General features: G+C 61.7%; 16 protein-coding genes. 6 read left to right on the forward strand and 10 right to left on the reverse strand.

The window, feature by feature from the left end; translation table 11 throughout:
* Nucleotides 1-104 precede the first annotated feature (104 nt).
* The 3 genes from AC1RR7_RS08610 to uvrD all read right to left on the reverse strand — a co-directional run bounded on the left by AC1RR7_RS08610 (nucleotide 105) and on the right by uvrD (nucleotide 3,860).
* Nucleotides 105-980, reverse strand: coding sequence for a Tim44 domain-containing protein (locus AC1RR7_RS08610; RefSeq protein WP_102620644.1), 876 nt, complete (start codon nucleotides 978-980; stop codon nucleotides 105-107).
* A gap of 175 nt (nucleotides 981-1,155) precedes the next feature.
* Nucleotides 1,156-1,596: an EamA family transporter gene (locus AC1RR7_RS08615; protein ID WP_016984014.1), complete on the reverse strand. Its 441-nt coding sequence runs from the start codon at nucleotides 1,594-1,596 to the stop codon at nucleotides 1,156-1,158.
* Nucleotides 1,597-1,676: 80 nt separating this feature from the next.
* Nucleotides 1,677-3,860: a DNA helicase II gene (gene uvrD, locus AC1RR7_RS08620; protein ID WP_493157118.1), complete on the reverse strand. Its 2,184-nt coding sequence runs from the start codon at nucleotides 3,858-3,860 to the stop codon at nucleotides 1,677-1,679.
* 259 nt (nucleotides 3,861-4,119) lie between these two features.
* Here uvrD and AC1RR7_RS08625 point away from each other — a divergent pair, with 259 nt between their 5' ends.
* From AC1RR7_RS08625 to AC1RR7_RS08635, 3 genes are all read left to right on the forward strand, one after another.
* Nucleotides 4,120-6,993, forward strand: a complete 2,874-nt coding sequence (locus AC1RR7_RS08625) for a putative bifunctional diguanylate cyclase/phosphodiesterase (RefSeq protein WP_493157120.1) — start codon at nucleotides 4,120-4,122, stop codon at nucleotides 6,991-6,993.
* Nucleotides 6,994-7,143: 150 nt separating this feature from the next.
* Entirely contained in the window at nucleotides 7,144-8,010 is an 867-nt protein-coding gene (hexR, locus tag AC1RR7_RS08630) for a transcriptional regulator HexR (RefSeq protein ID WP_007954250.1), read from the forward strand.
* Between the two features lie 108 nt (nucleotides 8,011-8,118).
* Nucleotides 8,119-8,325, forward strand: coding sequence for a PA3496 family putative envelope integrity protein (locus AC1RR7_RS08635; RefSeq protein WP_096817116.1), 207 nt, complete (start codon nucleotides 8,119-8,121; stop codon nucleotides 8,323-8,325).
* Here AC1RR7_RS08635 and AC1RR7_RS08640 read toward each other — a convergent pair.
* Nucleotides 8,267-9,229, reverse strand: coding sequence for a LysR family transcriptional regulator (locus tag AC1RR7_RS08640; protein WP_096817118.1), 963 nt, complete (start codon nucleotides 9,227-9,229; stop codon nucleotides 8,267-8,269). The two genes, AC1RR7_RS08635 and AC1RR7_RS08640, sit on opposite strands and share 59 nt — an antisense overlap.
* 191 nt (nucleotides 9,230-9,420) lie before the next feature.
* Here AC1RR7_RS08640 and AC1RR7_RS08645 point away from each other — a divergent pair, with 191 nt between their 5' ends.
* Together AC1RR7_RS08645 and oadA are read left to right on the forward strand one after the other, a co-directional pair.
* Entirely contained in the window at nucleotides 9,421-10,836 is a 1,416-nt protein-coding gene (locus AC1RR7_RS08645) for an acetyl-CoA carboxylase biotin carboxylase subunit (protein ID WP_096817120.1), read from the forward strand.
* Between the two features lie 11 nt (nucleotides 10,837-10,847).
* Nucleotides 10,848-12,656, forward strand: a complete 1,809-nt coding sequence (oadA, locus tag AC1RR7_RS08650) for a sodium-extruding oxaloacetate decarboxylase subunit alpha (RefSeq protein WP_096817122.1) — start codon at nucleotides 10,848-10,850, stop codon at nucleotides 12,654-12,656.
* A gap of 104 nt (nucleotides 12,657-12,760) precedes the next feature.
* On the opposite strand, the gene AC1RR7_RS08655 is transcribed toward oadA, so the two are convergent.
* The 5 genes from AC1RR7_RS08655 to AC1RR7_RS08675 all read right to left on the reverse strand — a co-directional run bounded on the left by AC1RR7_RS08655 (nucleotide 12,761) and on the right by AC1RR7_RS08675 (nucleotide 19,364).
* Entirely contained in the window at nucleotides 12,761-13,834 is a 1,074-nt protein-coding gene (locus tag AC1RR7_RS08655) for an autotransporter outer membrane beta-barrel domain-containing protein (protein ID WP_493157122.1), read from the reverse strand.
* A gap of 595 nt (nucleotides 13,835-14,429) precedes the next feature.
* Entirely contained in the window at nucleotides 14,430-17,387 is a 2,958-nt protein-coding gene (locus AC1RR7_RS08660) for an autotransporter outer membrane beta-barrel domain-containing protein (RefSeq protein WP_493157124.1), read from the reverse strand.
* A gap of 212 nt (nucleotides 17,388-17,599) precedes the next feature.
* Nucleotides 17,600-18,271 (reverse strand): GNAT family N-acetyltransferase, encoded by a 672-nt coding sequence (locus AC1RR7_RS08665; protein WP_273537372.1) that lies wholly within the window; start codon nucleotides 18,269-18,271, stop codon nucleotides 17,600-17,602.
* Nucleotides 18,272-18,283: 12 nt separating this feature from the next.
* Complete coding sequence (locus AC1RR7_RS08670; protein WP_493157127.1) at nucleotides 18,284-18,730, reverse strand: GNAT family N-acetyltransferase; 447 nt, start codon at nucleotides 18,728-18,730, stop codon at nucleotides 18,284-18,286.
* Between the two features lie 10 nt (nucleotides 18,731-18,740).
* Nucleotides 18,741-19,364, reverse strand: coding sequence for an FMN-binding negative transcriptional regulator (locus tag AC1RR7_RS08675; RefSeq protein ID WP_192559339.1), 624 nt, complete (start codon nucleotides 19,362-19,364; stop codon nucleotides 18,741-18,743).
* Between the two features lie 92 nt (nucleotides 19,365-19,456).
* Between AC1RR7_RS08675 and pdxR the strand changes: the two genes are divergently transcribed.
* The gene (gene pdxR, locus AC1RR7_RS08680) at nucleotides 19,457-21,010 is read left to right on the forward strand and encodes a MocR-like pyridoxine biosynthesis transcription factor PdxR (protein WP_273537368.1); all 1,554 of its coding nucleotides are present in this window, start codon (nucleotides 19,457-19,459) and stop codon (nucleotides 21,008-21,010) included.
* Here the strand turns inward: pdxR and AC1RR7_RS08685 are convergent.
* Nucleotides 21,007-25,605, reverse strand: coding sequence for a dermonecrotic toxin domain-containing protein (locus tag AC1RR7_RS08685; protein ID WP_493157130.1), 4,599 nt, complete (start codon nucleotides 25,603-25,605; stop codon nucleotides 21,007-21,009). The two genes, pdxR and AC1RR7_RS08685, sit on opposite strands and share 4 nt — an antisense overlap.
* Nucleotides 25,606-25,628: the final 23 nt, after the last annotated feature.

A 25,628-nucleotide genomic window follows, 5' to 3' on the forward strand; every position in this document is an offset into this window, starting at 1 on the left:
TATGGGGCGGTTTATACAGTAGCTCGCTATAGATGCAACCGCGAAATAGAAAACCCCGGCCGAGGCCGGGGTTTTTATTGCTGCGGGTAAAACGTCGGAGGTGATCAGCCGTTCTGGCGGATACCGGCGACCAGCCAAGGCTGGTTGTCGCCCTGCGGACGTTCCATGTTCCAGCTTTCGCTGAACACTTCGCCCTGGTCGAAACGCGAGGTTTTCGACACACCGGTGAAGGTCAGGGTCGCGATGGTCTTGTCCGCACGATCATCCACGCCATCCAGTTGAACCTGAAGGTTGTCGATGTAGGTGGACTGGAAGCCATCACCCAGATCCGCACGCTCACGCTTGAGGAAGTCGAGCATTTGCGGGGTCACGAACTCGGCGATCTTGTCCATTTCGTTGGCGTCCCAGTGCTGCTGCAACGCCTGGAAGTGGCTGCGGGCGGCTTCGAGGAAGCGCTGCTCGTTGAACCAGGCCGGTGCGTTGATCACCGGACGGGCGGCAGCCGGAGCGGCCGAACCACCGAAGATCGAACCCATGGCAGCCGGCTTCTGCTCGAACACTTCACGCTGCATCGGCGCGCCGGCCGGAGCGAATTGCTCCTGCTGCTTGCGGCGACGAGCGGCGATGAAGCGGAAGATCACGAACGCGATCACGGCCATGATCAGGATGTCGAAGATCTGCATGCCCTGGAAGCCGCCGCCCATGAACATGGAAGCGAGCAGGCCACCGGCGGCGATGCCGGCCAGAGGGCCGAGCCATTTGGAAGCGCCACCGGCCTTGGCGGCGGCGCCAGCGGCACCGGCAGCGCCCGCGGTCGCTGCCGCGCCGCCGACGCTTGGAGAAGAAGGAGCCATCTGGCTGGTCTGGTGCGTCGGCGCAGCGCCGGCGCTTTTGCCACCACCAAAGCGCTTGGCGTTGGCGTCGAGGCTCATCGTCAGGCCGATGCACAACGCCATGGCGATGCTAAGAAAACGTTTCATAAAGGGAATTCCCGTTTGTGGAGACACGCGCGCCATGTTGCACAGCTGAAATGTCACTGGCTAGCGAGAGAGTGTTTCGGGCTTTTGCCTGACAGGTTACGTTCAGCTCGGTCGAGGCAATAAGGCCATGTACTTTTGTCTGTAGGAAAAGTAGGTATGTTCAGTGGGAAATTGATCAGCGTCGAAACGCCAACATCACCACGCCAGCCGTGATCAGGCCGATGCCGCCCCATTGGCGCAGGTCGAGTTTCTCGCCCAGCAGGATCACACCGAGCACCGCCACGAGCACCACGCTGAGCTTGTCCACCGGGGCGACCAGCGAGGCCGGTCCGACTTTCAATGCCCGGAAGTAGCACAGCCACGAAGCCCCGGTACCCAGGCCCGACAGCAGCAGGAACAGATAGCTCTTGGCAGAGATCGATCCCAAGGACTGATATTGGCCCGTGGCGTACAAAATCAAGGCCAGACTGACGAGTACCACGATGGTGCGCAGCAGGGTGGCGAAGTCGGAGTTGACGTTTTCGATGCCGACCTTGGCGAAGATCGCCGTCAGCGCGGCGAAGGTGGCCGAGAGCAGGGCCCAGAATGTCCAGGAGGAAAAGAAGCCAGAGCCCATGTTTCGTACCTTTCAGGATTGAACCGTTGCCGTGTGATCGTTCCCACGCAGACGCCTCGACGTGGGAACGATGAGCAACTTTAGATCGCTTCCAGCTTCGCGTAACCCAGCATCAGCCACTTGCTGCCTTCGCTGAAGTTCACCTGAACCCGCGCCTGGGCGCCGGCGCCTTCGAAGTTGAGGATCACGCCGTCGCCAAAGATCGAGTGCCGTACGGCCTGGCCGAGGCTGAGACCGGTTTCCGGGATCTCGGCGCCGTTGAACAAGTTGCTGCCGCTCATCGACTGGTTGCCGCCGAACGGTCGGCTGACGCTGTTCGACAAGCGCACTTCCTGAATCAGGCCTTTCGGTACTTCCCGTACGAATCGCGACACCTTGTTGTAGGTTTCGCTGCCGTACAGGCGTCGGGTTTCAGCGTAGGTCATCACCAGGTTCTGCATCGCCCGGGTGATGCCGACGTAGGCCAGGCGCCGTTCTTCTTCAAGACGTCCCGGTTCTTCCAGGCTCATCTTGTGCGGGAACAGGCCTTCTTCCATGCCCACCAGGAACACGTAAGGGAATTCCAGGCCCTTGGCGCTGTGCAGGGTCATCAACTGAATGCTGTCTTCGTGCTCGTCGGCCTGGGTGTCGCCGGCCTCCAGCGAAGCGTGGCCGAGGAACGCCGCCAGTGGCGTCAGGTCTTCGTCTTCTTCGGTGTTCTCGAAGTTGCGCGCGGCGCTGACCAGTTCCTCAAGGTTTTCCACCCGGGCCTGGCCTTTCTCGCCTTTTTCCGCTTCGTGGTAAGCGATCAGGCCGGATTGCTCGATGACAGTCTGAGTCATCAGGTGCAACGGCATCTCGGCGCATTTGGCGGCGAGGTTCTCGATCAGATCGATAAACGCGCCGAGGGCGCCGGCGGCACGACCGGTCAGGCCTTTATTGGCCACCAGTTGGCGCATGGCTTCCCACATCGACACATCGCTGTGGCGGGCATGGTCGCGAATCGCTTCGACGGTTTTTTCGCCGATGCCGCGGGCCGGGACGTTGATCACCCGTTCCAGCGCCGCATCGTTGCCGCGACCTTCCAGCAAACGCAGGTAGGCCATGGCGTTCTTGATTTCCGCCCGCTCGAAGAAGCGCTGGCCGCCATAGATGCGGTACGGAATGCGTTCGCGCAGCAAGGCTTCTTCCAGAACACGGGATTGGGCGTTGGAGCGGTAAAGAATCGCGATATCGCTGCGAGCCAGGCCGGTTTTCAGCGCGCTTTCGATGGTTTCGACAACGTAGCGTGCTTCATCGTGTTCGTTGAACGCGGCGTACAGGTTGATCGCTTCGCCGTCGCCGCCGTCGGTCCACAGTTCCTTGCCCAGACGCCCTGTGTTGTTGGCGATCAAGGCGTTGGCGGCTTTCAGGATGCCGGCGGTGGAGCGGTAGTTCTGCTCCAGACGGATGGTCACCGAGTCCGGGAAGTCGGAGGAATACTGGTGAATGTTCTCGATTTTCGCGCCGCGCCAGCCGTAGATCGACTGGTCGTCGTCGCCAACCACCATCAGGCTGTCGCCGCCCTTGCCGAGCAGACGCAACCAGGCGTACTGCACGGCGTTGGTGTCCTGGAACTCGTCCACCAGAATGTGCCGGAAACGCTTCTGGTAATGCGCCAGCAGGCCCGGATGGTCGCGCCACAGGTCGAGGGCGCGCAGCAGCAGTTCGGAGAAATCGATGACGCCGGCGCGCAGGCAGGCAGCCTCGTAGGCTTCATAGATGCCGCGCATGGTGGCCAGGTACAGATCGCCGCTGGCCTGAATGTGTTGCGGACGCAGACCTTCGTCTTTCTGCCCGTTGATGAACCACTGGGCCTGACGGGCCGGCCAGCGCTGTTCGTCCAGCCCCAGCTCACGGATCACCCGTTTGACCAGTCGTTGCTGGTCATCGCTGTCGAGGATCTGGAAGGTCTGGCTCAGCCCGGCTTCCTGCCAGTGCGCCCGCAACAGGCGGTGCGCCAGGCCGTGGAAGGTACCGACCCACATGCCGGCCGGGTTGATTCCCAGCAATTGCTCGATGCGGTGACGCATCTCGGCAGCGGCCTTGTTGGTGAAGGTCACCGACAGGATCGAGTGGGGCGAGGCGTTTTCGACCTGGATCAACCAGGCGATACGGTGCACCAGCACTCGGGTTTTGCCGGAGCCGGCACCGGCCAGGACCAATTGACGACCAACGGGAGCCGCTACGGCCTGGCGTTGGGCATCGTTGAGGGAGTTCAGCAGAAGGGAGAGATCATCGCGCATCGGGGCATTCTAGGGTGCGCCGCAGGCCCGGGCAAACCGAGCTTTGCATTAGCCGATGAAAGTGCTGCCAATGACGACCGGTCGGTCACCGGCTACAGGCGTTGGCCCGCCTCGCTTCGGGGCTTTCGCGGGTGTCGGGAGGCCGAAAAGTTTCGGCGAAATTATGATCTGGAGCAGTTTGGCAAGTGGTTGGGCTTGTGTATGCTCCGTCCACGTTTCCGGGCGCATGCTCACACTTATAAGAACAAGAACGTTGCCTATGACCCTCAGCTTCGACCTGTCGGGCCCCTCTGTGGAACCCCGGGTGATCCGCAAGCATTACGCCACCCAGATGGCGGTCGAGCGCACGCGCCTTCTTTATCAGGGTTCGCTGTTGCCCACCCTGTTCATGTTGATCAATGGTCTGGTCTGCGCCGGTTTGCTCTGGAGCCCGCAGCGTTATTTCGTGGTCAGCGTCTGGATGGTATGGCTGCTGTCGCTGGTGGCACTGCGGGTGATTCAGGTCGCGGCTTTCGACTCGGCGATTCCCGATCGCCAGGCCCAGCCGATCTGGGGGCGGATGTTCCTGCTCGGTTCGACCATGACCGGCCTGACCCTGGCCGGCGCCGGCATCGCCCTGGTCCCGGCCGACAACTTCATGCAGCAAGCCTGGGTGTTCGGCCTGATCGGTGCCGCGACCCTGTCGGCCAGCGTGGCTTATGCCGTGAGCATCCCGGCCTTTCTTTCCTTTACCTTGCCGTGCCTGCTGCCGGCCATCGGCTATCTGTTCTGGGGCGGTGACGAACAGGCGCGTGGCTGGGGCTGGCTCGGGCTGATTTTGCTCGGCTCCCTGAGCGTGGTGGCGTGGCAGGTCAATCGGCTGATCGACCGTGGCTTGCTGCGTCGCTTCCAGAATCAGCACCTGATCGAGCATCTGCAACAGGCGCAATCGCGCAGTGAACAGCTCAATCAGGAGTTGGCGAAAGAAATCGAACACCGCCGCTGCGCCGAGGGCAAATTGCGCGAAGCCCAGGTCGAACTGGAAGATCGTGTGGCCCAACGCAGCCGTGAGCTGGACGCCGCCAATCAGGCCCTGAGCAAAAGCGAAGCGCGCCTGGCGCTGGCGTTGAAGGCCAGTGAGTTGGGGCTGTGGGACTGGAATCTGCAGACCGATGAGGTTCACCACACGCAGATTCAGGAGCTGTTCGGCATTGACCCGGAATACGTCACCGGGCTGCTCAGGCATCTGCGCCCACGCTTGCACCCGGAAGATGTTCCGGCCCTCAAGCGAGCACTGATCGAGCATTTGAAGGGGCGCACCGAGGATTATCAGATCGAGTACCGCGTGCGTCATGGTGACGGCCACTGGGTCTGGATCGAAGACCGTGGCCGTGCGGTGGAGCGTGACGACAGCGGACGGGTGATCCGCATGGTCGGCACCCGGCGCGACATCAGTGTCAGCAAAAGTCTGGAGGCCCAGCAGCAACTGGCCGCCACGGTATTCGAGGCCGCCAGCGAAGGTATCGTGATCCTCGACCCGAATTATTCGCTGATCGCCATCAATCAGGCTTTCAGCCGGGTCACCGGTTACGACATCGACGACATGCTCGGGCGCAACGTCGTTGAACTGCCATGCAGTCGTGATGCCCGCCGACACTATGTCGCCATCCGTCATGCGCTGGAGCAGCACGGCAGCTGGCAGGGCGAACTGGTGGAGACCCGCAAGAACGGCGAGTTGTACCCGCAGTGGCTGCAACTGAATGCGGTGCGCGACAGCCGGGGAAATGTGAGTCATATCGTCGGCTTCTTCGCCGATCTGTCGGCGCGCCGCGAATCCGAAGAGCGCATGCGCTACCTGACCCACTACGACGAACTCACCGGCCTGGCCAACCGCTCGCTGTTCCGCGAACGCCTGCACGAAGCCCATCAGCGCGTGCGGCAGGGCGGGCGGCGGAGTCTGGCGCTGCTGCACATTAATCTGGATCGATTCAAGCTGCTCAACGACAGCCTTGGCCACGAGATTGCCGACCAGTTGCTGCAAAGGATGTCGCGGCGTCTGGTCAGTGCCTTGCCGGAAGCCGACACGATTGCCCGGTTGTCCGGCGACGAATTCGCGGTGCTGTTCGATGCCTATGGCAACCTGTCGAGCCTGGCGCGGGTCGCCACGCGGCTGTCGGCCAAACTGCGCCTGCCACTGACGGTAGAGGGGCATGAATTGGTGGTCAGCGCCTCGATGGGCATCAGTATGTTGCCGGACAACGCCCGGGAGATTTCCGCGCTGGTCAGCCAGTCGAATATGGCCATGCAACATGCCAAGCATCTGGGCGGCAACAACTTCCAGTTCTACACCGACAGCCTGCAAGCCAGCACGCTGGAGCGTTTGCAGCTGGAAAACCAGCTGCGCAAAGCCATCGAAGACCAGCAACTGAACGTGTTCTACCAGCCGAAACTGTGTCTGGCGACTGGTCGTCTCAATGCGGCCGAAGCGCTGGTGCGCTGGGATCACCCGACCATGGGCCGGGTGCCGCCGGGGGACTTTATCGGTCTGGCTGAAGAGACTGGGTTGATTGGTCCGATTGGCGAGTTCGTGTTGCGCCAGGCCTGTTGGCAGGCCTGCGAATGGCAGCGTCAGGGGCTGGCACCGATCCGGGTTTCAGTGAACCTGTCGGTGCATCAGCTGCGTCAGGGGAAACTGGTCAGCCTGGTGCGACAAGTGCTGGAGGAAACCGGCCTGGCTCCGCACTACCTCGAACTGGAACTGACCGAAAGCCAGTTGCTCGACAGCGTCGAACACATCATCGCCACGTTCCAGCAGCTGCGGGATCTGGGGGTGAAACTGGCGATCGACGATTTCGGCACCGGCTATTCATCGCTGAGCTATCTGAAGCGGATTCCGGTGGATTACGTGAAGATCGATCAGGCCTTTATCCGCGGGTTGGGCGAGGGCAGCGAGGACGCGGCGATCACCCGCGCGATTATCGCCATGGCCCATGGCTTGTCCTTGAAAGTGGTGGCCGAAGGCGTCGAGCGGCCGGAGCAGCTTGAGTTCTTGAAGGCCGAAGGCTGCGACGAGGTGCAGGGGTATCTGATCAGCCGTCCGGTGGAGGCTGCCGGTCTGGCCGGGTTGTTGCGCCAGCAGGAAAATCCCCGGTAAAGGGCTACATGCAGCGCATGTCGCCTGATCCGGGGCGATCCAGTTACGCATTGAGCAGGCAAAATGCGGATTCATGTAGTATAACTACAAGCTTGCTACATCCTTGGCATCTGGCCAAAGCACATCTTTCCATAACAAGAGTCCAGCCCCTTGAATCTGCTGCAACACATCGCCCAGTCACGTCACCTGTTACGCAAGTCGGAGCTCAAGGTCGCCGACCACGTGCTGCTTGACCCTGCGGCAGTGATGCACAGTTCCATGGCCGACCTGGCCCACAGCGTCGGCATCAGCGAGCCGACCATCGTGCGCTTCTGTCGCGCCATCGGTTGCTCCGGTTTTCAGGACCTGAAACTCAAACTCGCGCAAAGCCTCGCGGCCGGTGCCAGTTTTGGTCAGTTCGCGATCCATGAAGACGATTCCGTCGCCGACTACAGCCTGAAGATTTTCGACACCACGTTGCACACGCTGATGGAGGTTCGCGAGAAGCTCGATCCGCTGGAATTGCAGCGAGCGGTGACGCTGATGTCCCAGGCCCAGCGCGTCGAATTCTATGGTTTTGGTGCGTCGGGCGCGGTGGCGGCGGATGCGCAGCACAAGTTCTTCCGCCTGCTGCTGACTGCGGCGGCGTATTCCGACCCGCACATGCAGGCGATGTCGGCGGTGACGCTGAAGCCGACCGACGTGGCGATCTGCATTTCCCAGTCCGGCCGTTCCAAAGACCTGCTGATCACCGCCAACCTCGTGCGCGAGAGCGGTGCATCGCTGATCACCTTGTGCCCGAGCCAGACGCCGCTGGCCGAGCTGTCGACCGTCAACCTGGCGATCGATGTTCATGAAGACACCGAAATCTATACGCCGCTGACCTCGCGTATCGCCCACCTGGTGGTGATCGACGTGTTGGCGATGGGCGTGGCCATGGCGCGCGGGCCGAGTCTGGTCAACCACCTCAAGAGCGTCAAACGCAGTCTGCGCAGCTTGCGGCTGTCGCCAAAATCGGTGAAAGCGCTGGATGACTGATGGTCATGGGGTGAAGGCAATCTTCATCTGCCTGTAACCCCGACGCAGCCAAACCGTCATCCCTCGCGCCTATCGTGAAACTCCCGTAATCGCCTTGGGAGACTCGAAATGGCTCAGCCTTACGAAGAACGCAACAGCGCCGCGAAAACCCGTCGTCAGCAGGAAGACCAGCGCCGCATGGAATTTCGCCGCGCTATCGAAGATCGCTTCGAACTCCGTCAGCTTCAGGCCGAAATCGGCGATTTTCCCGAGGACATCAATCACTGGCAGGCAGCGCCTTCAGCTTCCCGTCGAAGCGCTCAACCAGCGCGCTGATCTGCACCCGTTCGCTGCGGATAAACGCCAGGAAGGCGTGGGCCACCGGTGACAACCGTTTGGCTTTGGCTTGCACCAGGCACCAGCTGCGCAACAGCGGCAACTCTTCGACCGGCAGCTCCACCAGGCCGCCGGTCGCCAGCTCCAGGTTCAGGGCGTGGCGCGTCAACAGTGCCAGGCCCAGACCCGCCAATACGCACTCACGCTGAGCTTCCGCCGACGCCACTTCCTGGGTCTGGGTGAAGTGCACGCGCTTCTCCTTGAAGTACTCCTCGCAAGCCAGTCGCGTTCCCGAGCCGGGTTCGCGAATCAGCAGAGTGTAGGGCTCCAGATCCTGCAAACGCAGCGGCCCCATGTGTGCCAGCGGATGGTCCGGTCGCGCGGCCGCCACGATCGGGTTATTGAGGAAGGGGAGGAATTCCAGGCCCATGTCCTGCGGCACCATCGACATGATCACCAGGTCGTCGCGGTTGTCGGAGAGCCGGCGAATCACCTGGCCGCGGTTGACCACCGTCAGTTGCAGGTTCACTTCCGGATGCTGGCGCTTGAAGGCTGCAAACAAGTGCGGCACGAAGTATTTGGCGCTGGATTCCACCGCCAGTTTCAACTGGCCCTGTAGCGAGCCCTGCATGTCCGACAGCTGCATGTCGAGGTTTTCCAGGCGGCCGAAGATGTCGCGGCTGGCGCGCTGGAGTGCTTCTGCCGCCTCGGTCATGTAGAGTTTTTTGCCGACGTAATCGAACAGCGGCTGCCCGATCAGCTCTTCGAGCTGACGAATCTGTAGGCTGACGGCCGGTTGTGTGAGAGACATTTCCTCGGCTGCGCGGCTGTAGGAGCGCAAATCACACACTTCGTTGAAGATCTGCAATTGACGCAATGTCATACGCATCAAGGACTTACGCATTTTCTACAGGCTCTGGCCGCTGGCTGGTGCAATGACTATAAGTCTTTACTTATGCCTGACCCAATTTTTATTCATTTTTGTTAATCCCTTGTGAGCGCTAGTGTGAAGGCGCGACCAGATTGAAACATTTGGTCACGCGTCGACCTGGGTCTAGCAGGTCGTGGGTACCACCGGCTCAAGGGAACCTCCAAGTGATAACAAAGATCCTGATCGCCAACCGTGGTGAGATTGCCGTACGAATCGTGCGTGCCTGCGCCGAGATGGGCATTCGCTCGGTTGCGATTTTTTCCGACGCCGACCGGCATGCCTTGCATGTGAAGCGTGCGGACGAGGCCCACAGCATTGGTGCCGAGCCGCTGGCCGGTTACCTGAACCCGCGCAAGCTGGTGAACCTGGCCGTGGAAACCGGCTGCGATGCGTTGCACCCCGGCTACGGTTTCCTTTCGGAGAACGCCGAGCTGGCAGACATCTGCGCCGAACGCGGTATCAAATTCATCGGCCCGTCGGCGGAAGTCATCCGCCGCATGGGCGACAAGACCGAAGCACGCCGCAGCATGATCAAGGCTGGCGTACCGGTGACGCCGGGCACCGAAGGCAACGTCTCGGGCATTGAAGAGGCGCTGACCGAAGGTGATCGCATTGGTTACCCGGTGATGCTCAAGGCCACCTCCGGTGGTGGCGGTCGCGGTATCCGTCGCTGCAACAGCCGCGAAGAACTCGAACAGAATTTCCCCCGGGTCATTTCCGAAGCCACCAAGGCCTTCGGTTCGGCAGAAGTGTTCCTGGAAAAATGCATCGTCAATCCGAAACACATCGAAGCGCAGATCCTCGGTGACAGCTTCGGCAACGTGGTGCACCTGTTCGAGCGCGACTGCTCGATTCAGCGCCGCAACCAGAAGCTGATCGAAATCGCCCCGAGCCCGCAACTGACCCCGGAACAGCGCGCCTACATCGGCGACCTGTCGGTGCGCGCGGCCAAGGCCGTGGGTTACGAGAACGCCGGCACCGTGGAGTTCCTGCTCGCCGAGGGCGAGGTGTACTTCATGGAGATGAACACCCGGGTGCAGGTGGAACACACCATCACCGAAGAAATCACCGGGATCGACATCGTTCGCGAACAGATCCGCATCGCCTCCGGCCTGCCGCTGTCGGTGAAACAGGAAGACATCCAGCATCGCGGTTTTGCCCTGCAATTCCGGATCAACGCTGAAGATCCGAAGAACAACTTCCTGCCGAGCTTCGGCAAGATCACTCGCTACTACGCCCCCGGCGGCCCGGGCGTTCGCACCGACACGGCGATCTATACCGGCTACACCATTCCGCCGTTCTACGACTCGATGTGCCTGAAACTGGTTGTATGGGCACTGACCTGGGAAGAGGCGATGGACCGTGGTCTGCGCGCCCTCGACGACATGCGTCTGCAAGGGGTCAAGACCACCGCCGCTTACTACCAGGAAATCCTGCGCAACCCGGAATTCCGTAGCGGCCAGTTCAATACCAGCTTCGTTGAAAGTCATCCTGAACTGACCAACTACTCGATCAAGCGCAAACCCGAAGAGCTGGCCCTGGCCATCGCCGCCGCCATCGCCGCCCACGCAGGCCTGTGAGGAATAGAACAATGACTAAAAAGATTTTCGTAACCGACACCATCCTGCGCGACGCCCATCAATCGCTGCTCGCCACCCGCATGCGCACCGAAGACATGCTGCCGATCTGCGACAAGCTGGACAAGGTCGGCTACTGGTCGCTGGAAGTCTGGGGCGGCGCGACCTTCGACGCCTGCGTACGATTCCTGAAAGAAGACCCGTGGGAGCGCCTGCGCCAACTGCGCGCCGCGCTGCCCAACACCCGTCTGCAAATGCTCCTGCGCGGCCAGAACCTGCTGGGCTACCGCCATTACAGCGATGACGTGGTCAAGGCGTTCGTCGCCAAGGCCGCAGTCAACGGTATCGACGTGTTCCGCATCTTTGACGCGATGAACGACGTGCGTAACCTGCGCGTGGCCATCGAAGCGGTGAAGGCTGCCGGCAAACACGCCCAGGGCACCATCGCCTACACCACCAGCCCGGTGCACACCATCGACGCGTTCGTCGCCCAGGCCAAGCAAATGGAAGCCATGGGTTGCGACTCGGTGGCGATCAAGGACATGGCCGGCCTGCTGACCCCGTACGCCACCGGTGAGCTGGTCAAAGCCCTCAAGGCCGAGCAATCGCTGCCGGTGTTCATCCACTCCCACGACACCGCCGGTCTGGCCGCAATGTGCCAGTTGAAGGCCATTGAAAACGGTGCCGACCACATTGACACCGCGATCTCCAGCTTCGCCTGGGGCACCAGCCACCCGGGTACCGAATCGATGGTCGCAGCCCTCAAGGGCAGTGAGTTCGACACCGGTCTGAACCTGGAACTGCTGCAGGAAATCGGCCTGTACTTCTACGCCGTGCGCAAGAAGTACCACCAGTTCGAAAGCGAATTCACCGCCGTCGACACCCGTGTTCAAGTCAACCAGGTACCGGGCGGGATGATTTCCAACCTGGCCAACCAGTTGAAAGAGCAGGGCGCGCTGAACCGCATGAACGAAGTGCTGGCAGAGATCCCGCGCGTGCGCGAAGACCTCGGCTTCCCGCCGCTGGTGACCCCGACTTCGCAGATCGTCGGCACCCAGGCGTTCTTCAACGTGCTGGCCGGTGAGCGTTACAAGACCATCACCAACGAGGTGAAGCTCTACCTGCAAGGCGGCTACGGCAAGGCGCCGGGCACCGTGAACGAGAAGCTGCGTCGTCAGGCCATCGGCAGCGAAGAAGTGATCGACGTACGTCCGGCCGATCTGCTCAAACCGGAAATGACCAAGCTGCGTGCCGATATCGGCGCACTGGCCAAGTCCGAAGAAGACGTGCTGACCTTCGCCATGTTCCCGGACATCGGCCGCAAATTCCTCGAAGAGCGTGCCGCTGGCACCCTCACCCCGGAAGTGCTGCTGCCGATCCCGGAAGCAGGCAAGGTGGCTTCGGCCGGCGGCGAAGGCGTGCCAACCGAGTTCGTCATCGACGTCCACGGCGAAACCTACCGCGTGGACATCACCGGTGTCGGCGTCAAGGCCGAAGGCAAGCGTCACTTCTACCTGTCCATCGACGGCATGCCGGAAGAAGTGGTGTTCGAACCGCTCAACGAATTCGTCGGTGGCGGCAGCAGCAAGCGCAAGCAGGCTTCGGCACCGGGCCACGTCAGCACCACCATGCCGGGCAACATCGTCGATGTGCTGGTCAAGGAAGGCGACACCGTCAAGGCGGGCCAGGCTGTGCTGATCACCGAAGCGATGAAGATGGAAACCGAAGTCCAGGCCGCGATTGCCGGCAAGGTCACTGCCATTCATGTTGCCAAGGGTGACCGGGTGAACCCGGGCGAAATCCTGATCGAGATCGAAGGCTGAGATAACGGCCTCGATACAACGCTTTAAACCTCGGGGGGGCATGTGCTCCCCTTTTTTTTGCCTTTCAGGCGCTGCCGCAGTGAGCGGCAGCGCCCGACCGGGGCTCAGAACGCCATTCGCCACTGGCCCGATACGCCGTGGTTGCGACTGTCGGTGCCGATTTCTCCGGTCAGACCGACACCCACAGCGTGGCTGTTCGAGATCGCCAGATCCAGCCCGGTGTCGAGCTGCAGACTGTTGCGATCCAGTTCGGCGCCGTAAACGGTGTAGTCATGGCCGCCGGTGGCCAGCCGTTGGCGGGTGCTGGTGTAGGTTTCGCCGTAAACGTGTTTCCACCCCGCGCTGAATCGTGGCGTGAGGCGCATGCCGTTATCCAGCGTGCTGACTTTCGCCATGCGCAGGCCGACAGTGGTGTTGAAGTTGCCTTGGGATTGGGCGTGAACCTTGAGCGCCGCAGCCCCACCTTTCTCGGTGTAGCCGTCACGCTGGTAGCGTTGGTAGCCGAGGCCGGCAAACGGCTCGATGCTGACGTTGGCCCGGCCAAGGTTGTATCCCGACTCGATGAACGCTTGCTGGGTGCTGGCGTGGTAGCTGCCCTTGAGCCGGTCATGGAAGCGACCGAACGCGACTTCGCGGCGTGTGCTGCCTTCATGGCTGCTCCAGATTGCACCGAGCCGAAGTGACAACGGACCTGTCTGGCGCAAGGCATAAGCGCCCAGGTGCCAACTGTCGAGATCGCCGTCCAGCTCTTTGCTGTCGATGCGCGTGTCGGAGGTGCCGCCCATCAATCCCAGGCGCCATGCTTCATCGAGGCGCCAGTCCGCACCGAGTAGCAGTCCCTTGGTGGCGTGCTGCATGGGTTCCTCATCGCGATCCAGTTTCCCGCCGTGTCCGAGGGCTTGCAGCCAGACCCTGCCGCTGTCGGCACTTCCGGCTGCATGGCGAGGTGCGTTTCCTTGGGTATCGTGGATGTTGTCGAGTGGGTGCATGGCCGACAGCAGGCTGGCGCTGACCGGCGTGACGCTGCTCAGGGTTGCCTTGGCGAGGTTGGCGTTGCTGCCGCCAGCGAGTTGATCGTAGGCGAGGGCGGCTGTGGCCTCGTCGGTAGCTTGCAGGGCTGCGATGGCTGCATTGCCTGGAGGTGGAGGGGAATCCGTTGACGGTGGTTGGTCAACCACTTGGGTTTGTTGAGCTGCGGGCGTTTCGGCCAGAACCGGTTCCGGTAAGGGCGTTGGTTTTTCGATGCTTTCTTCGAGCGCGCTGCCGCTCTCTGTCGTGGCGACTTTCTTGGGTTGAATGTCATCGGATGTGTGAGCGGGTACTGCCGGAACCTCAGTGCTGACGGGGCTTGTTTCGGGTGTCGGAACGATCCTTTCTTCACGCGGTATTTCTTCGGCGAGACTGAGTGGAGCAGGTATTTCCTTCTTCTTGCGCGGCTTTTTGACCTTCACCTCGATATCGACGTGCGCGTCGGGTTCTGATTGCTCCGCCAGTGAAAACTCTACGCAACCGATAGCCAGCGCAACCGCCAGGACAAGATGTTGGAGCTTGTATTTGCATTGAATGGGCATTCAGTTTGGCCTCATGAAGGATGAGGCCAAACTGTAAAAGTCGAGGCCGGTACACCGATGCCGGGCGATTCCGAGCCGGGCGCAGGGGATGACGTCTGCTTTTGTAGCCCGGTCGGTGGCGAGTGATGAGCCTGCCCTGGTTTACCCGGTCGACCAGATGCCTTTGCCTACAACCCCCGCTGAAGTATCGATTGGCGAAACCTCAGAAACTCATCTGCCACTGCCCGATCAACCCGTGATTGCGACTGTTATTGCCAATCTCGCCGCTGTAACCAAACCCCAGCGTATGCCGCGCCGAAACGCCCAGATCCAGTCCCGCTTCGAGGACCAGGCTGTCACGATCCAGCGAGCTGCCATCGACGCTGAACGCGGTGCCACCGACGACGAACGCCTGACGGGTCGAGCTGCTGACATCGCCATACGTGTGTTTCCAGCCTGCCGCCATGCGCGGGGTCAGGCTCATACCGTTTTCGAGCGAGTTCAGGTGCGCCAGGCGCAGACCGACGGTGCTGCTGAAGTTGTCCTGAGTCTGACTGTCGATTTGTAACGCCGCCGCGCCACCCTTTTCCTGATAGCGGTCGCGGTGATAGCGCTGGTAGCCGAGGCTGGCGAACGGTTCGGCGCTGAGCCGCCCGCTGCCCATGGCGTAGCCTAGTTCGGCGAAGGCTTGCTGGCTGTTGGCGTCGTATTCGCCTTTGGGGCGGTCACTGAAACCGTTGAACGCGACCGTGCGTTTGCTCTCGCCCTGATGACCGCTGTAGGCCGCGCCCAGACGCAAGGCTATCGGGCCGTTTTGATGCTGGGCATAGACCCCGGCGTGCCAGCTTTCGACATTGCCATCGACGCCGGTGGCGTCCAGATCGGTCTTCGAATAACCACCGAGCACGCCCAGTCGCCATTGCGGATTCAGCGCCCAGTCGGCACCGAGTACGCTGCCCTTGGTGCGCTGCTCCAGACTGCCATTGCCGTGTTCGCCATCGAGCTTGCCGTAGCCGCCGATGGCTTGCAGCCAGAGCCGGCCCTGAGCATTGGGATCATTCAGGTTTCGGGCTGCGGCCGGTACGCCGTTGGCGGCGAGGATCGGTGTGTCGCGCTGATCGAGGCCGACCATCAAGCCGGGACTGCCGCCCATCTGTTGCATCGCCGAGAGCATGCTGCTGCCGACCTGGCTGCTGGCGCCGAGTGTGGCGCTGGTCAGGTTGGCGTTGCTGGCGCCGGCCAGTTGCTCGATGGCTGCGCCAGCACTGCTTTGAGTAGTGTTGAGCAAGGCGTTGTACAGCGCATTGTTCTTGCCCATTGAGGCCAGGCTGTTGGCCGCGTTGCTGCCGTTACCGGTGGCGGCGAATTCATTGAACGCCACGTCGTTGCGGGTGTAGGTCAGGTCGACCTGAGTCGGCGTGTAAGCGAGGGTTGGCGTGAGGAACGCGTAGTCGCTGGTGACCGCGCCAAACGTACCGTTGACCTGCGCAGCCTGCAGCACCGTGTAATGGCTCTGCCACGGATACGTGCCGCTGCCGGGATTGACTGCCAGCGTCGCGCCATTGAGGTTGGCCGTGCCGCCGACCTGGACCGGCGCGCTGCTGCCATCGGCGTTGACGCCGTAGGCGAGGGTGGATGCGCTGCCCATGTTCAAGTCGTGCACGACGGTTGCAGTGCCAAGGCGGGTGTCAGTGCGCAACGTGCCATTCAGGTTGAGGTTGCCCACAGAACCACCGCCGGCATACACACCGCCGGCGTCAACGGTCAGGTTGCCGGCGATGTCGCCCTGGTTGATCAGGGTGGCGCCGTTGCGCACGGCACCGCCGTCGCTGAAATCGCCGCTGCCGGTGAGGGTCCAGGCGCCTTGTTTGACCTCCAGCCATTCGAAATTGCGGCTGGCACCGAAGCTGCCGCCCGCCGCGTCGTCCATCACTACCCGGTCGTAACCGGTGCCGCCATCGACCACGCCGACAAAACGACTGCCGTTGCGCAAGGTCAGGCTGTCGTTGCCACCGCCCAGGTCCAGCGCCAGGCCGTTGCTGCCGGTGATCGTGCCGCCGTTGATCACGTTGTCGGCGAACTCACCGACGAACTTCACGCCGAAACCGTCGAGCCCTTGAATGGTGCCGTAGTTTTCCAGCGTGGTGGCCGCCAGCCCCGAACCACCGCTGCCGTCGTCCACCAGAATGGCGCTGTTGGCACCGCTGATCAGGGCACTCTTGGCGTTGAGAATGTAACCGCCGCCCAGCGCGATGCCTTCACTGCCGTTGGCGAAACCGCCCTTGTCCACACCGCCGGCGCCAACGCCTTGAATGGTGCCGTAGTTTTCGATGTGGGCGATTTTGTCGATGTCCACGCCGTCACCGTCGCCGTTGGGCTGCAACCCGGAATACGCACCAGTGATGGTGCCGTGGTTGATCACCGTGCCGTCGCCGTCGGAACCGAAACCGGAACCATTGCGCCCGGTGATCTGCCCGTAGTTGACCAGCGTCGCCCCGAGGTCGGTGGTGATGCCATGTCGGCCGCCGGAAATCACGCCGTAGTTGGTCACGCTGACACCGGTCGCGGTGTCGATATCGATGCCGTCGAACTTCTGGTCGGCGTTGTGCGAGTCACCGGTCGAGATCTCGCCATAGTTGCTGATGGTCGCGTTGGCGCCGGTCTTCATGCCGTCGCTGGCGTCGCCGCGAATCAGCCCGCCTGCGCGGTTGATGATGGTGGTTTTCACCCCGTTGCTGCGCAACGCATCCAGATCCAGGCCCTGGCCGGTGGTCGAGCGAATGGTGCCGCTGTTGTCGATCAACAGGCTGCCGCTGACGAAGTTGCTGTCGATGCGAATCGCGTCGTTGGAGCCGAGAATCTGTCCGCCGCTGCGGTTGTAGATGGCGTAATTGCGCGCCTGGGTCAAATCGCCGCTGCTATCAATCGCCCGGCCACCGCTGGAAATGATCTTGCCGGCGTTATCGATGATCACGCCGACACCGCTGGTGCCATCCTTGAGACTCACGGCCTTGCCGCTGTTGGTAATGCTGCCCGGCGCCGAAATCGTCAGGGTGTCGTTGCCGCCCAATGTCTGCGACGCGGTGGTGGCGGTGTCGATCTGCACGGTCTTGCCGTGGGCGGCGCCGGTGGCGATCAACAGGGCGGTAGCGAGCGACAGGCGCTGAGGCGGGAGCGGCATAGGGAGAACGTCCTTTTAGTTATTAGCGAGGGCGTTCTGTATAGCGGAGGGGGTTTACAGAATGATGTCTGGGTTATGTGCATTCTTTTGCAGATATGTCTGCGGGTTGGATGCTTCATCTGCAATTCGTTGCAGATGAAGCAATAACAGACAGGAAACCCCTTCAACTGCCGCACTCGCCGTCGGGGGCTTCCTTCTTTGCGTTTACATACTCAGCCGCGGCACTCAACCAACCCTTTCACCTGCCCCTCCGCCGTCTGATTCTCATCGCTCAACCAGCGCTCGAACCCGGTCGCAATCGCCGGCCATTCCGAGTCCAGGATCGAGTACCACGCGGTATCGCGGTTCTGGCCTTTCACAACCATGTGCTGGCGGAACACGCCTTCGAAGCTGAAACCCAACCGCTCGGCCGCGTATTTGGAGCGGGCGTTGCCGTTGTTGCATTTCCATTCGAGGCGACGGTAGCCGAGGGCGAAGGATTCCTTGGCCAGCAGGTAGACCGCCTCGGTGCTTTTCGGCGAGCGCTGCATCGGCGCGCCGAAGGTGACGTGGCCGATTTCGATGCGGCCCTGGGCCGGGACGATCGACATCAGGCTGAGGATGCCTTGCACCTGGCCGCTGGCGCGGTCGATGACGCTGAAGAAGTACGGGTCGCTGTGGGCAGCATGGTTGTTCAGCCAGTCATTGAAAGCGCTGCGCTCCGGAAACGGGCCGTAGGGCAAATAGTCCCAGAGTTTCGGGTCGGCGCCCGGGCCTTGCAGGGCGTTGAACAGGTCGTCGCCATGGCGCGCCGGGTCGAGTTTTTCCAGGCGGATGAAGCGGCCTTCGATCAGGGTGGTGGAGGGCGGCGGCACGCCTTTCCAGTCGGCGAGAGAAATCGTCATGCGCGTGGCTCCTTAAATGGCTTTGCGAAACTGGATGAAACCCGGACGCTCGGCGATGCGCTCGTAGAGCTGGATCGCCGTGTCGTTGGTTTCGTGGGTCAGCCAGTGCACCTTGCAGCAACCGTCGGCCTTGGCGGTGGCGTAGACGTGTTCGATCAGCAGACGACCGACGCCGGTGCCACGGGTTTGCGGCTCCACCAGCAGGTCTTGCAGGTAGCAGGAGTTTTCGATGCTCCAGTTCGAACGATGGTAGATGAAATGCACCATGCCCAGCGCTTTGCCGTCGGCCCAGGCGAGGGCCGCGTGGGTCGGTTCGTTCGGGTCGAGAAAACGCTGCCAGGTGCTTTGGCTGACGGCCTCCGGCAATTCGGTGTTGTAGAAGCGCAGGTAGGCCTGCCACAGCGGCAGCCAGGCCGCGTGATCGGCGGCGCTGACCGGGCGAATGTCGATCTGACTCATGGTGATTTCCTTAACGCATCAAGTGAGCGAGGGTTTGATCGTTGAAGTCGGGGCTGGCGGCCAGGCCTTCGCGCACGCCGGCGATGTCTTCGGGACTGCGGTTCTGGCTGAGCTTGCGCTTGCCTTCGAGACGGTCGATCGGAATGGCAAACCCGACGATGGCCTTGAGCATGCCGTCGATGTAATCGGCCGGTGCATCGTCGACCGACCAGGGCTGGGCGCGGCCGGCCTCATGGCGATTGGTGAGGGTGCTGACAATGTCCAGCAGACGACCGCCATCGCTGAAGGTTTCGGCGTGACCGTAGGCGTGCACGGCAACGTAGTTCCAGGTCGGCACGACTTTGCCGTGCTCGGCCTTGCTCGGGTAAAAGCCCGGGCTGACATAGGCATCGGCACCGGGAAAAATCAGCATGGCCTCGGCGCCGTCGCGCAGGTCTTTCCACTGTGGATTGGCCTTGGCCAGATGCCCGTACAGCGTGCCGTTCGGGCCTTGTTCACGATGCAGCAGCACTGGCACATGGCTGGCCTGCAAGCCCTGTTCGCCGTGAGTCACCAGAATGGCGAGGCGGGTGGCGAGGATCAGTTCGTGCAGTTGGGACAAGTCGTCGATGGCAAAGGCGCGGGGCGTGTACATGGAGAAATTTTCCTTGGCGAATGCCTGCATCGTAGGCAGGCTATTGGTCTGTTGTAAGAGCCATTGATGACCAATTTCATAGGTCCATTGCCATGCCCGATTCGACCACGCTGTCGCTGCCGTTCAACCCTGCCGGCATCGAACTCGATCGCCGCAAAGGCCTGAGCCGTCAGCTCTATCAGGCCTTGCGCCTGCGGGTGCTCGACGGACGCCTGGCCAGCGGCACACGCCTGCCGGCCAGTCGCGATCTGGCGGCGGCATTGACGATTTCCCGCAACAGCGTGGTGCGTGCTTACGATCAGTTGTATGCCGAAGGCTTTATCGAAGGGCGGGTCGGGGACGGTACTTATGTGGCGCAGTTGCCCCAATCGACGACACCGACGAAAAAATTATCCACAAAAGTATCCACAGGGTTTTCAACAGGCTTACCCACAGCCTTATCCACAAAACCGGTCGATTCCACTGGGGATTTATCCAGCAAAGTTATCCACAGCGGTGCGATGCAGCGGCTTGAACAGAACCATTTGCCTACGCCGCCGAGTGGTCCGCCACGGGCTTTCAGGGTGGGTGTTCCGGCGTTCGATCTGTTCCCGTTCGACGTCTGGGCCAAGCTGAATGCGGCGTTCTGGCGTAAACCCGATTTGCAGCAACTGTGTTACGGCGACCCGGCGGGCGATGCGCGGCTGCGCGGACTGATCGCTGCCTATTTGCGCAGTTCGCGGGGCATGCAGTGCTCCGCTGAGCAAATTGTGATCACCAGTGGCGCACAGCAAGGAATCAGCCTTTGTGCACAGTTGCTGGTGGAGCCTGGCGCCGGCGTGGGCATCGAGAATCCCGGCTACCGCGCAGCGGGGCATGCCTTCGCGCTGGCCGGCGGTCGATTGCACGGCATTGCGGTGGATGAGGAGGGCATCGATTGCGCAGCGCTGTCTGCCGCCGAAGATTGCCGGGTGGCTTATGTCACGCCGTCTCATCAATACCCGACAGGGGTGGTGATGAGCCTGGCGCGACGCCTGGAATTGCTGGCCTGGGCCGAGCGCACCGGGGGCTGGATCGTCGAGGACGATTACGACGGCGAATATCGCTACACCGGCGCGCCATTGGCTCCGTTGGCTGCGCTCGATCGCCAGGGTCGCGTCTTATACGTCGGCACCTTCGGCAAAGTCGCGTTCCCGGCGCTGCGCCTGGGTTATCTGGTGTTGCCGCCGGGGTTGGTGGAGGCCTTTGCACAGCGGCGCGCGGTGGATGTCCGGCATTCCGAGGTGAGCACCCAGGCGGTGATGGCCGAGTTCATGGCGGCCGGGCACTTTCAGCGGCACATCCGGCGGATGCGCCGGGCTGCACTCTGCCGGCGCAATGCGCTCATCAATGGTTGGCCCCAGGGTTTGGCGGGTGTCGGCGAACTGCCGGCCGTGTCCGCCGGACTGCATTTGACGGTGGCGGTCGACAGCGTGGCCCGCGAACAGCAACTGATCGAACAGGCCGCCAGCGTCGAGGTGGAAATCCACGGCTTGAGCAAGTACTGGCTGCCGGACTCGACGACGCCGATCGATCAGCGCGCCGGTCTGGTGCTCGGTTTTGCGGCGGTGCCGGAGCCGGCGATCGAGTCGGCTCTGGCCCGCTTGCGCGAAGTCTGGCGCAGTTAATCATCTTTCGGTCGAGCGTCGGCCTGTGGTTTGAGGAACAGGTCGCGCACCTGCGGATCGACGATACGCCGTAGCGCATTGTCGACGGCGTCGAAGGTGTCCAGTGTCTGGCGGGTTTTGTCATCCAGCGTTTGCAGATACGCATCGGCGAATTTCAGATGGGCAATGGTGTACAGCTCATCCGCATCCCCGAGCTGGTCGTAATGAAAGTGCGCGACCCATAGCGGTTTGTTTGCGTTGGCCTTGTCGAGAATCCGGTACTCCTGAAAGTAGTCCCCGCGATGCCGGGTGCGAATGCGTCCGCGTGGGTCCTTGATCACGTTGACCTGCCCGTTGTCGTGCAGCCAGTGGAAATAGGTTTCCCGAGGTTTGCGTTGTTTGAGCATGGCTGCGTAGGTCGCAATGCCGTCGGCGTGGGTGCGGGTTGCGCCTTCGCGCAGGCTTGGGATGAGGGAGGCGATGGGCCAAGGATCCTTCCTGGCATTTTTTCTTCGGGTGATCGCGCTGTCGACATCGATGGCCATCTGTTTGAGGCGGTCGACTTGCTGTTCGAACATGTCGCGGATGTCAGCGGGAATGCGCCCCGAACGCCTGGCATCCTCGCGGGTTTTGCTGTTGAAGCTGTCGATGTTCGCTTCGAGCGCCATTGCCGCTGAAATGAGGTCCTCGTCATCGGCGGGCGCCTTCGGTTCGGGCCTTTGAGCGGTGAGTTTGACGAACGTTGTCTCGGCCTCCGACTCGCCGCTCTGGGCCATGGAGGTCTGTTCACTTGTTTCGGGGCGAGGACGGCTTTTGGTGACCTTCACCTTGGGCTGCGACGTTGAAGGCTGCGGCCGGGACTTGACGGGGGCGGGTCGTTCTTCCGGTTCGGGCAATTCTGTGGTCAGGCGTTCGCGAGCCACTGCATGAAACTCGCCGATCAGCTCGCGAACCCTGTCGAGCCTGGCCTGAACGAACTGGCCGGGATGGGCCGCAGGCAATTGCTCCACGCGTTCACCGAGGCTGGCGAAGAGATCGTTCCACTGCGATAAACGTTCGATCCGCGCCGGCTGTCCATCCGCGATCACCGCGGTTTTACTCAGCAGGATCAGCTCATGACTGGCATCGGCAGCCGTGGCCGTGATGATCCCGATCGCGGCGCGGGCGGCGTTCATGGCGGCTCCCGGTTTCTCCTCCACACAGCGCTCGTAGGACATGCCGATTTCATTGGCCTTGAGATCGAGTGTGTTGAAGTCTGGCAGCAGCAATTCCAGTCTCGTGGCCACTTCTCTGGCCTTGGCCGAATGGCTGTTCAATACCTGCAGCGAGTGATCCAGGGTTTGCAGGGTGGTGATCATTTCGTCGCTCAACGCGGTGGCGACGGTGGCGATTTCGATCTGTTGCTTGCGCGGTACCAGTGTGTGTTGGTTCGCGCTGTCGACAAAGATCTGTGTGGTCTTGGCGTACATCCGCATTTTCACCCGCAGCCACGAGCCGAAACAGCGGTGCTGACCCACGGTCAGGCTCATCAGTCTGGCCTGGTGTACCGAGCCACCGCCACCCGCCAGACGCCAGTTTTCGAGTTGGTCCAGCGCCTGGGTGTACTCATTGCCCAGCTTTGTGGCCCTGTCCAGATAGATGGACGCGGAGTGCTCGAATCCGGCTTCGCTGGTGTCCCGTGGAAGGGCCACCAGCGCTCGCAGCAGTTGTGTTTTCGCCTCGGTTTCGCGGGCTTCAAATCGCTCCAGCTCAGACCAGGCAGCCTCCATTGACTGCTTTTTGGAGCGGCGGAACGCCTCGATCCGGCTTTTCGGCATGCCGCCGCGCAAGCGCAGTTTCGGGTCCCAGTGCCATTGCTCGGCAGTTTCATCGTATGTCAGCGCCATGCCGATACGCAGTGGATCGGCCGGATCGACGATGTGCACCGGCTCGTCTGCCCGGGCGATCACCTGGAACCAGCGCGTGCCGACCCGGGCGCAGGTCTTGCCGTCGAGGGTGTACAGGTGAGTGACCGGTGAGGCTCGTTTCCCGCTCAAGTCAGGTGCGGAGATCTTGAAGCGGTCGAGCATCGCGATGAAGCGTGCGCTGGAGTCGGGTCGCAGCAGTGTCCCCTGTTCGAGTTGAGTGAGATGCCCGGCAGGCACCTCGCCAGTGATGGCAACCGGGTCGAGCGTGACTGACGGTGTGACTTCTGGTGCGGACTCCTCTTTCTCCGGCGACAGTCGGGCCGTTTCGCGGGATTCCTTCTGGTGTGGCAGCCACGAGCGGTTGCGTCGCGCCACGACGCGTTGGGTCAGGATGATGCCGAGCGTCAGCAGAACATCGGCGGTGGATTGCCAGGCCACGAGGGTGTCGTCGCGTTCATGGGCATCGATCGCCTGCTGGATCTGCGTGATGGTCTGCCAGACCCAGACGGCGGTACCCGCCGCGCCGCTCATGAAGTTCGCAGCAACGCTGAACATCGCCCAGCCGCTGTCCGCCAGAAGTGCCCAGCGTCGTTCGCTGTTGGACTGCGACTGGCGGTTTGCAAGATCGACCAGTGCCTGGCTGTTGGCGGTGTACAGCGAGGCAAGGATGTCGCCGACGAGGGGGGTGTCCGCCAGTTCGATCGGGCCGGTCAGGTCAAGGTGCATGAACGGTTCGGTGGCCAGTTGAGTGACGATCCACGGCGAGGGCAGGCCGACCGGGAAGGCGTACTGCGAGTACTCGAAACTCAGTGCTGCACTGCCCAGCCAGGCCAATACCGAATTGCGCAGTTCGCCATCCTGATACAGCGCGTACATCAGGTTTTGCAGAGAGGCGAACTGCATCAACGGTGTGTCCAGCAGCGGCCGGTACAACAGGCAAGGGCCCTGGGTATGGTCTCGCGGACAGATGATGAACATGTTGGTGACGACGTCCGAACGCCTGCTCAAGCGGCGGCGAGGGACGAATGCCAACGGACGGATCGTCACCGAGTGTTCGGCTGTTGGAAGTTTGCGGGTGATGGCATCCATCAATTGGCAGACGTAGTCATAACTTCGCTGATCGACGTCGCCCTGGTGCTTGAGCTTGCATTCCAGTGCAAGCATCGGCAGGAGTGTCGGCAGCTGGCGCATGTAGCGGGTCTTTTGCTCGCCCGCCCGGATCGGGTCATCGATCAGTGCGCGTTTGATCAGTTGCGGGTAATGACCGCCGATGTCGACCTTTTCGGCGATGGTGGTCAGAAAATCCACAGTCAGCCAGGCCGGTACGGCGTGGCCATCATCGAAGGCGACCGTGGCCAGATAGGGCGGGGCGTTTTGCAGGGCGAACTCACCCAGGGTCTCGGTTACCCGATCAAACGGGTTGGGCAGGGTGAAACCACCGGTTTCGAAGCTGTTGGTCACCGTGATTCGCAGGTGGTCCAAAGGTAGGTCGGTGGCATCCACGGCACTTTTGTCGGCGATGATTGCTTCGCGCATCCGGCGTTCGGCGTAGGGCTTGATCAGGGGAATGTCGTCATCCCTGAAAACACCCTTCTCGACGTCGTCACGCAAGGTGCCGAGCTCGGCAATGTAGCGACTGTAGTCCTGCAGATCATGGAGGGAGCCGGCTTGCAGCCAATCGGGAACGGCCTCTTCCAACTGGTCGAGCCGGGCTCGTTCGAGCGGATTGAAACGGCCGCGGCTCTGTCTTGCGGGGGAGGCATGGGCACTGATCGACTGGTTGGCGGGGTCCAGTGCCTCGATCGCGCCAAGCTGATTGCTGATCAGCGCCTGTGCAACGGCGTCGAAGATATGCCCTTCGGGTTCGATCAGGCGCCATTTCAGGGAGCGCTCGGACAGCTCGGGATCGAGTCGCTGTGGCAATGTTTCGCCCAGCGCGACCAGCGACTCGAAGGACTCATAGCCATCGGCAACGGTGTACATCAGGATCCGTTGCCGCTGTTTGACGGTGGCAGTCAGCACCAGTGCGCCTGCGATGAGCAGGTGCGTACTGTCCTTGTCGTCAACCAGGTCGATGTCCATCAGGCAGGCTTTCAGCCCGCTGAAATCGCTGTTCACTGTCGAGCGTTCTGCCCGCTCCGGATGCTGAGCGACAAATCGCGCCAGTGCGCACTCGTCGGCATCCCAGCCACTGGCCGTCTGCACATTCGCGGCCGAACACAACAGGTCGGACAGCTCTTGCCAGCGCGGCTGGGTGCCGGCGGACTCATTCCAGTAATCGAGTTGGCGCTGCTGGTATTCGAGGAACAGAAACGGTGCAAGGTCGTTCACCAGCGAGGTGACGTCGTCCATGCTCACCGGCAGAAGGATGGGCGGAGTGGCGTCGGGTGTGCGGGTCAGGAAGTGCTCGCCTTCGATGTAGTCGGCCGTAGTCTTGTGCAGACAGTGCTGGATAAAGGCATGGGTCAGGGACTCGAAGGCAAAGACCCCGGTCTTCTGTGTAGCGTCGATTTCGCTCACGGGGGTTGCGAGCATGGTGCGATCCGGATCGATGTGTTGGTCGGGATGGCTTTTGTTCAGCGCTTCGCGCAACAGCGCCGAGGCCACTTGATGCATCGAGTAGCCTTGGCCGATCAGTTCGACCAGCCGGCTCTGGTTCAACAAGGGTGGGGAAACACTGGGCGTAGTGGCTGCGGCAGATTCAGTCATGGTCATGTCCACGGAGGAAAAAC

The organism is Pseudomonas sp. GW821-FHT11G12 (genome assembly GCF_058808055.1).

Coding starts and splice junctions, on each gene's coding strand:
- AC1RR7_RS08625 (WP_493157120.1), top strand. CDS start 4,120: ATGACCCTCAGCTTCGACCTGTCGGGCCCCTCTGTGGAACCCCGGGTG.
- AC1RR7_RS08635 (WP_096817116.1), top strand. CDS start 8,119: ATGGCTCAGCCTTACGAAGAACGCAACAGCGCCGCGAAAACCCGTCGT.
- AC1RR7_RS08660 (WP_493157124.1), bottom strand. CDS start 17,387: ATGCCGCTCCCGCCTCAGCGCCTGTCGCTCGCTACCGCCCTGTTGATC.
- AC1RR7_RS08685 (WP_493157130.1), bottom strand. CDS start 25,605: ATGACTGAATCTGCCGCAGCCACTACGCCCAGTGTTTCCCCACCCTTG.
- AC1RR7_RS08610 (WP_102620644.1), bottom strand. CDS start 980: ATGAAACGTTTTCTTAGCATCGCCATGGCGTTGTGCATCGGCCTGACG.
- AC1RR7_RS08675 (WP_192559339.1), bottom strand. CDS start 19,364: ATGTACACGCCCCGCGCCTTTGCCATCGACGACTTGTCCCAACTGCAC.
- AC1RR7_RS08670 (WP_493157127.1), bottom strand. CDS start 18,730: ATGAGTCAGATCGACATTCGCCCGGTCAGCGCCGCCGATCACGCGGCC.
- AC1RR7_RS08615 (WP_016984014.1), bottom strand. CDS start 1,596: ATGGGCTCTGGCTTCTTTTCCTCCTGGACATTCTGGGCCCTGCTCTCG.
- AC1RR7_RS08640 (WP_096817118.1), bottom strand. CDS start 9,229: ATGCGTAAGTCCTTGATGCGTATGACATTGCGTCAATTGCAGATCTTC.
- AC1RR7_RS08665 (WP_273537372.1), bottom strand. CDS start 18,271: ATGACGATTTCTCTCGCCGACTGGAAAGGCGTGCCGCCGCCCTCCACC.
- oadA (WP_096817122.1), top strand. CDS start 10,848: ATGACTAAAAAGATTTTCGTAACCGACACCATCCTGCGCGACGCCCAT.
- uvrD (WP_493157118.1), bottom strand. CDS start 3,860: ATGCGCGATGATCTCTCCCTTCTGCTGAACTCCCTCAACGATGCCCAA.
- pdxR (WP_273537368.1), top strand. CDS start 19,457: ATGCCCGATTCGACCACGCTGTCGCTGCCGTTCAACCCTGCCGGCATC.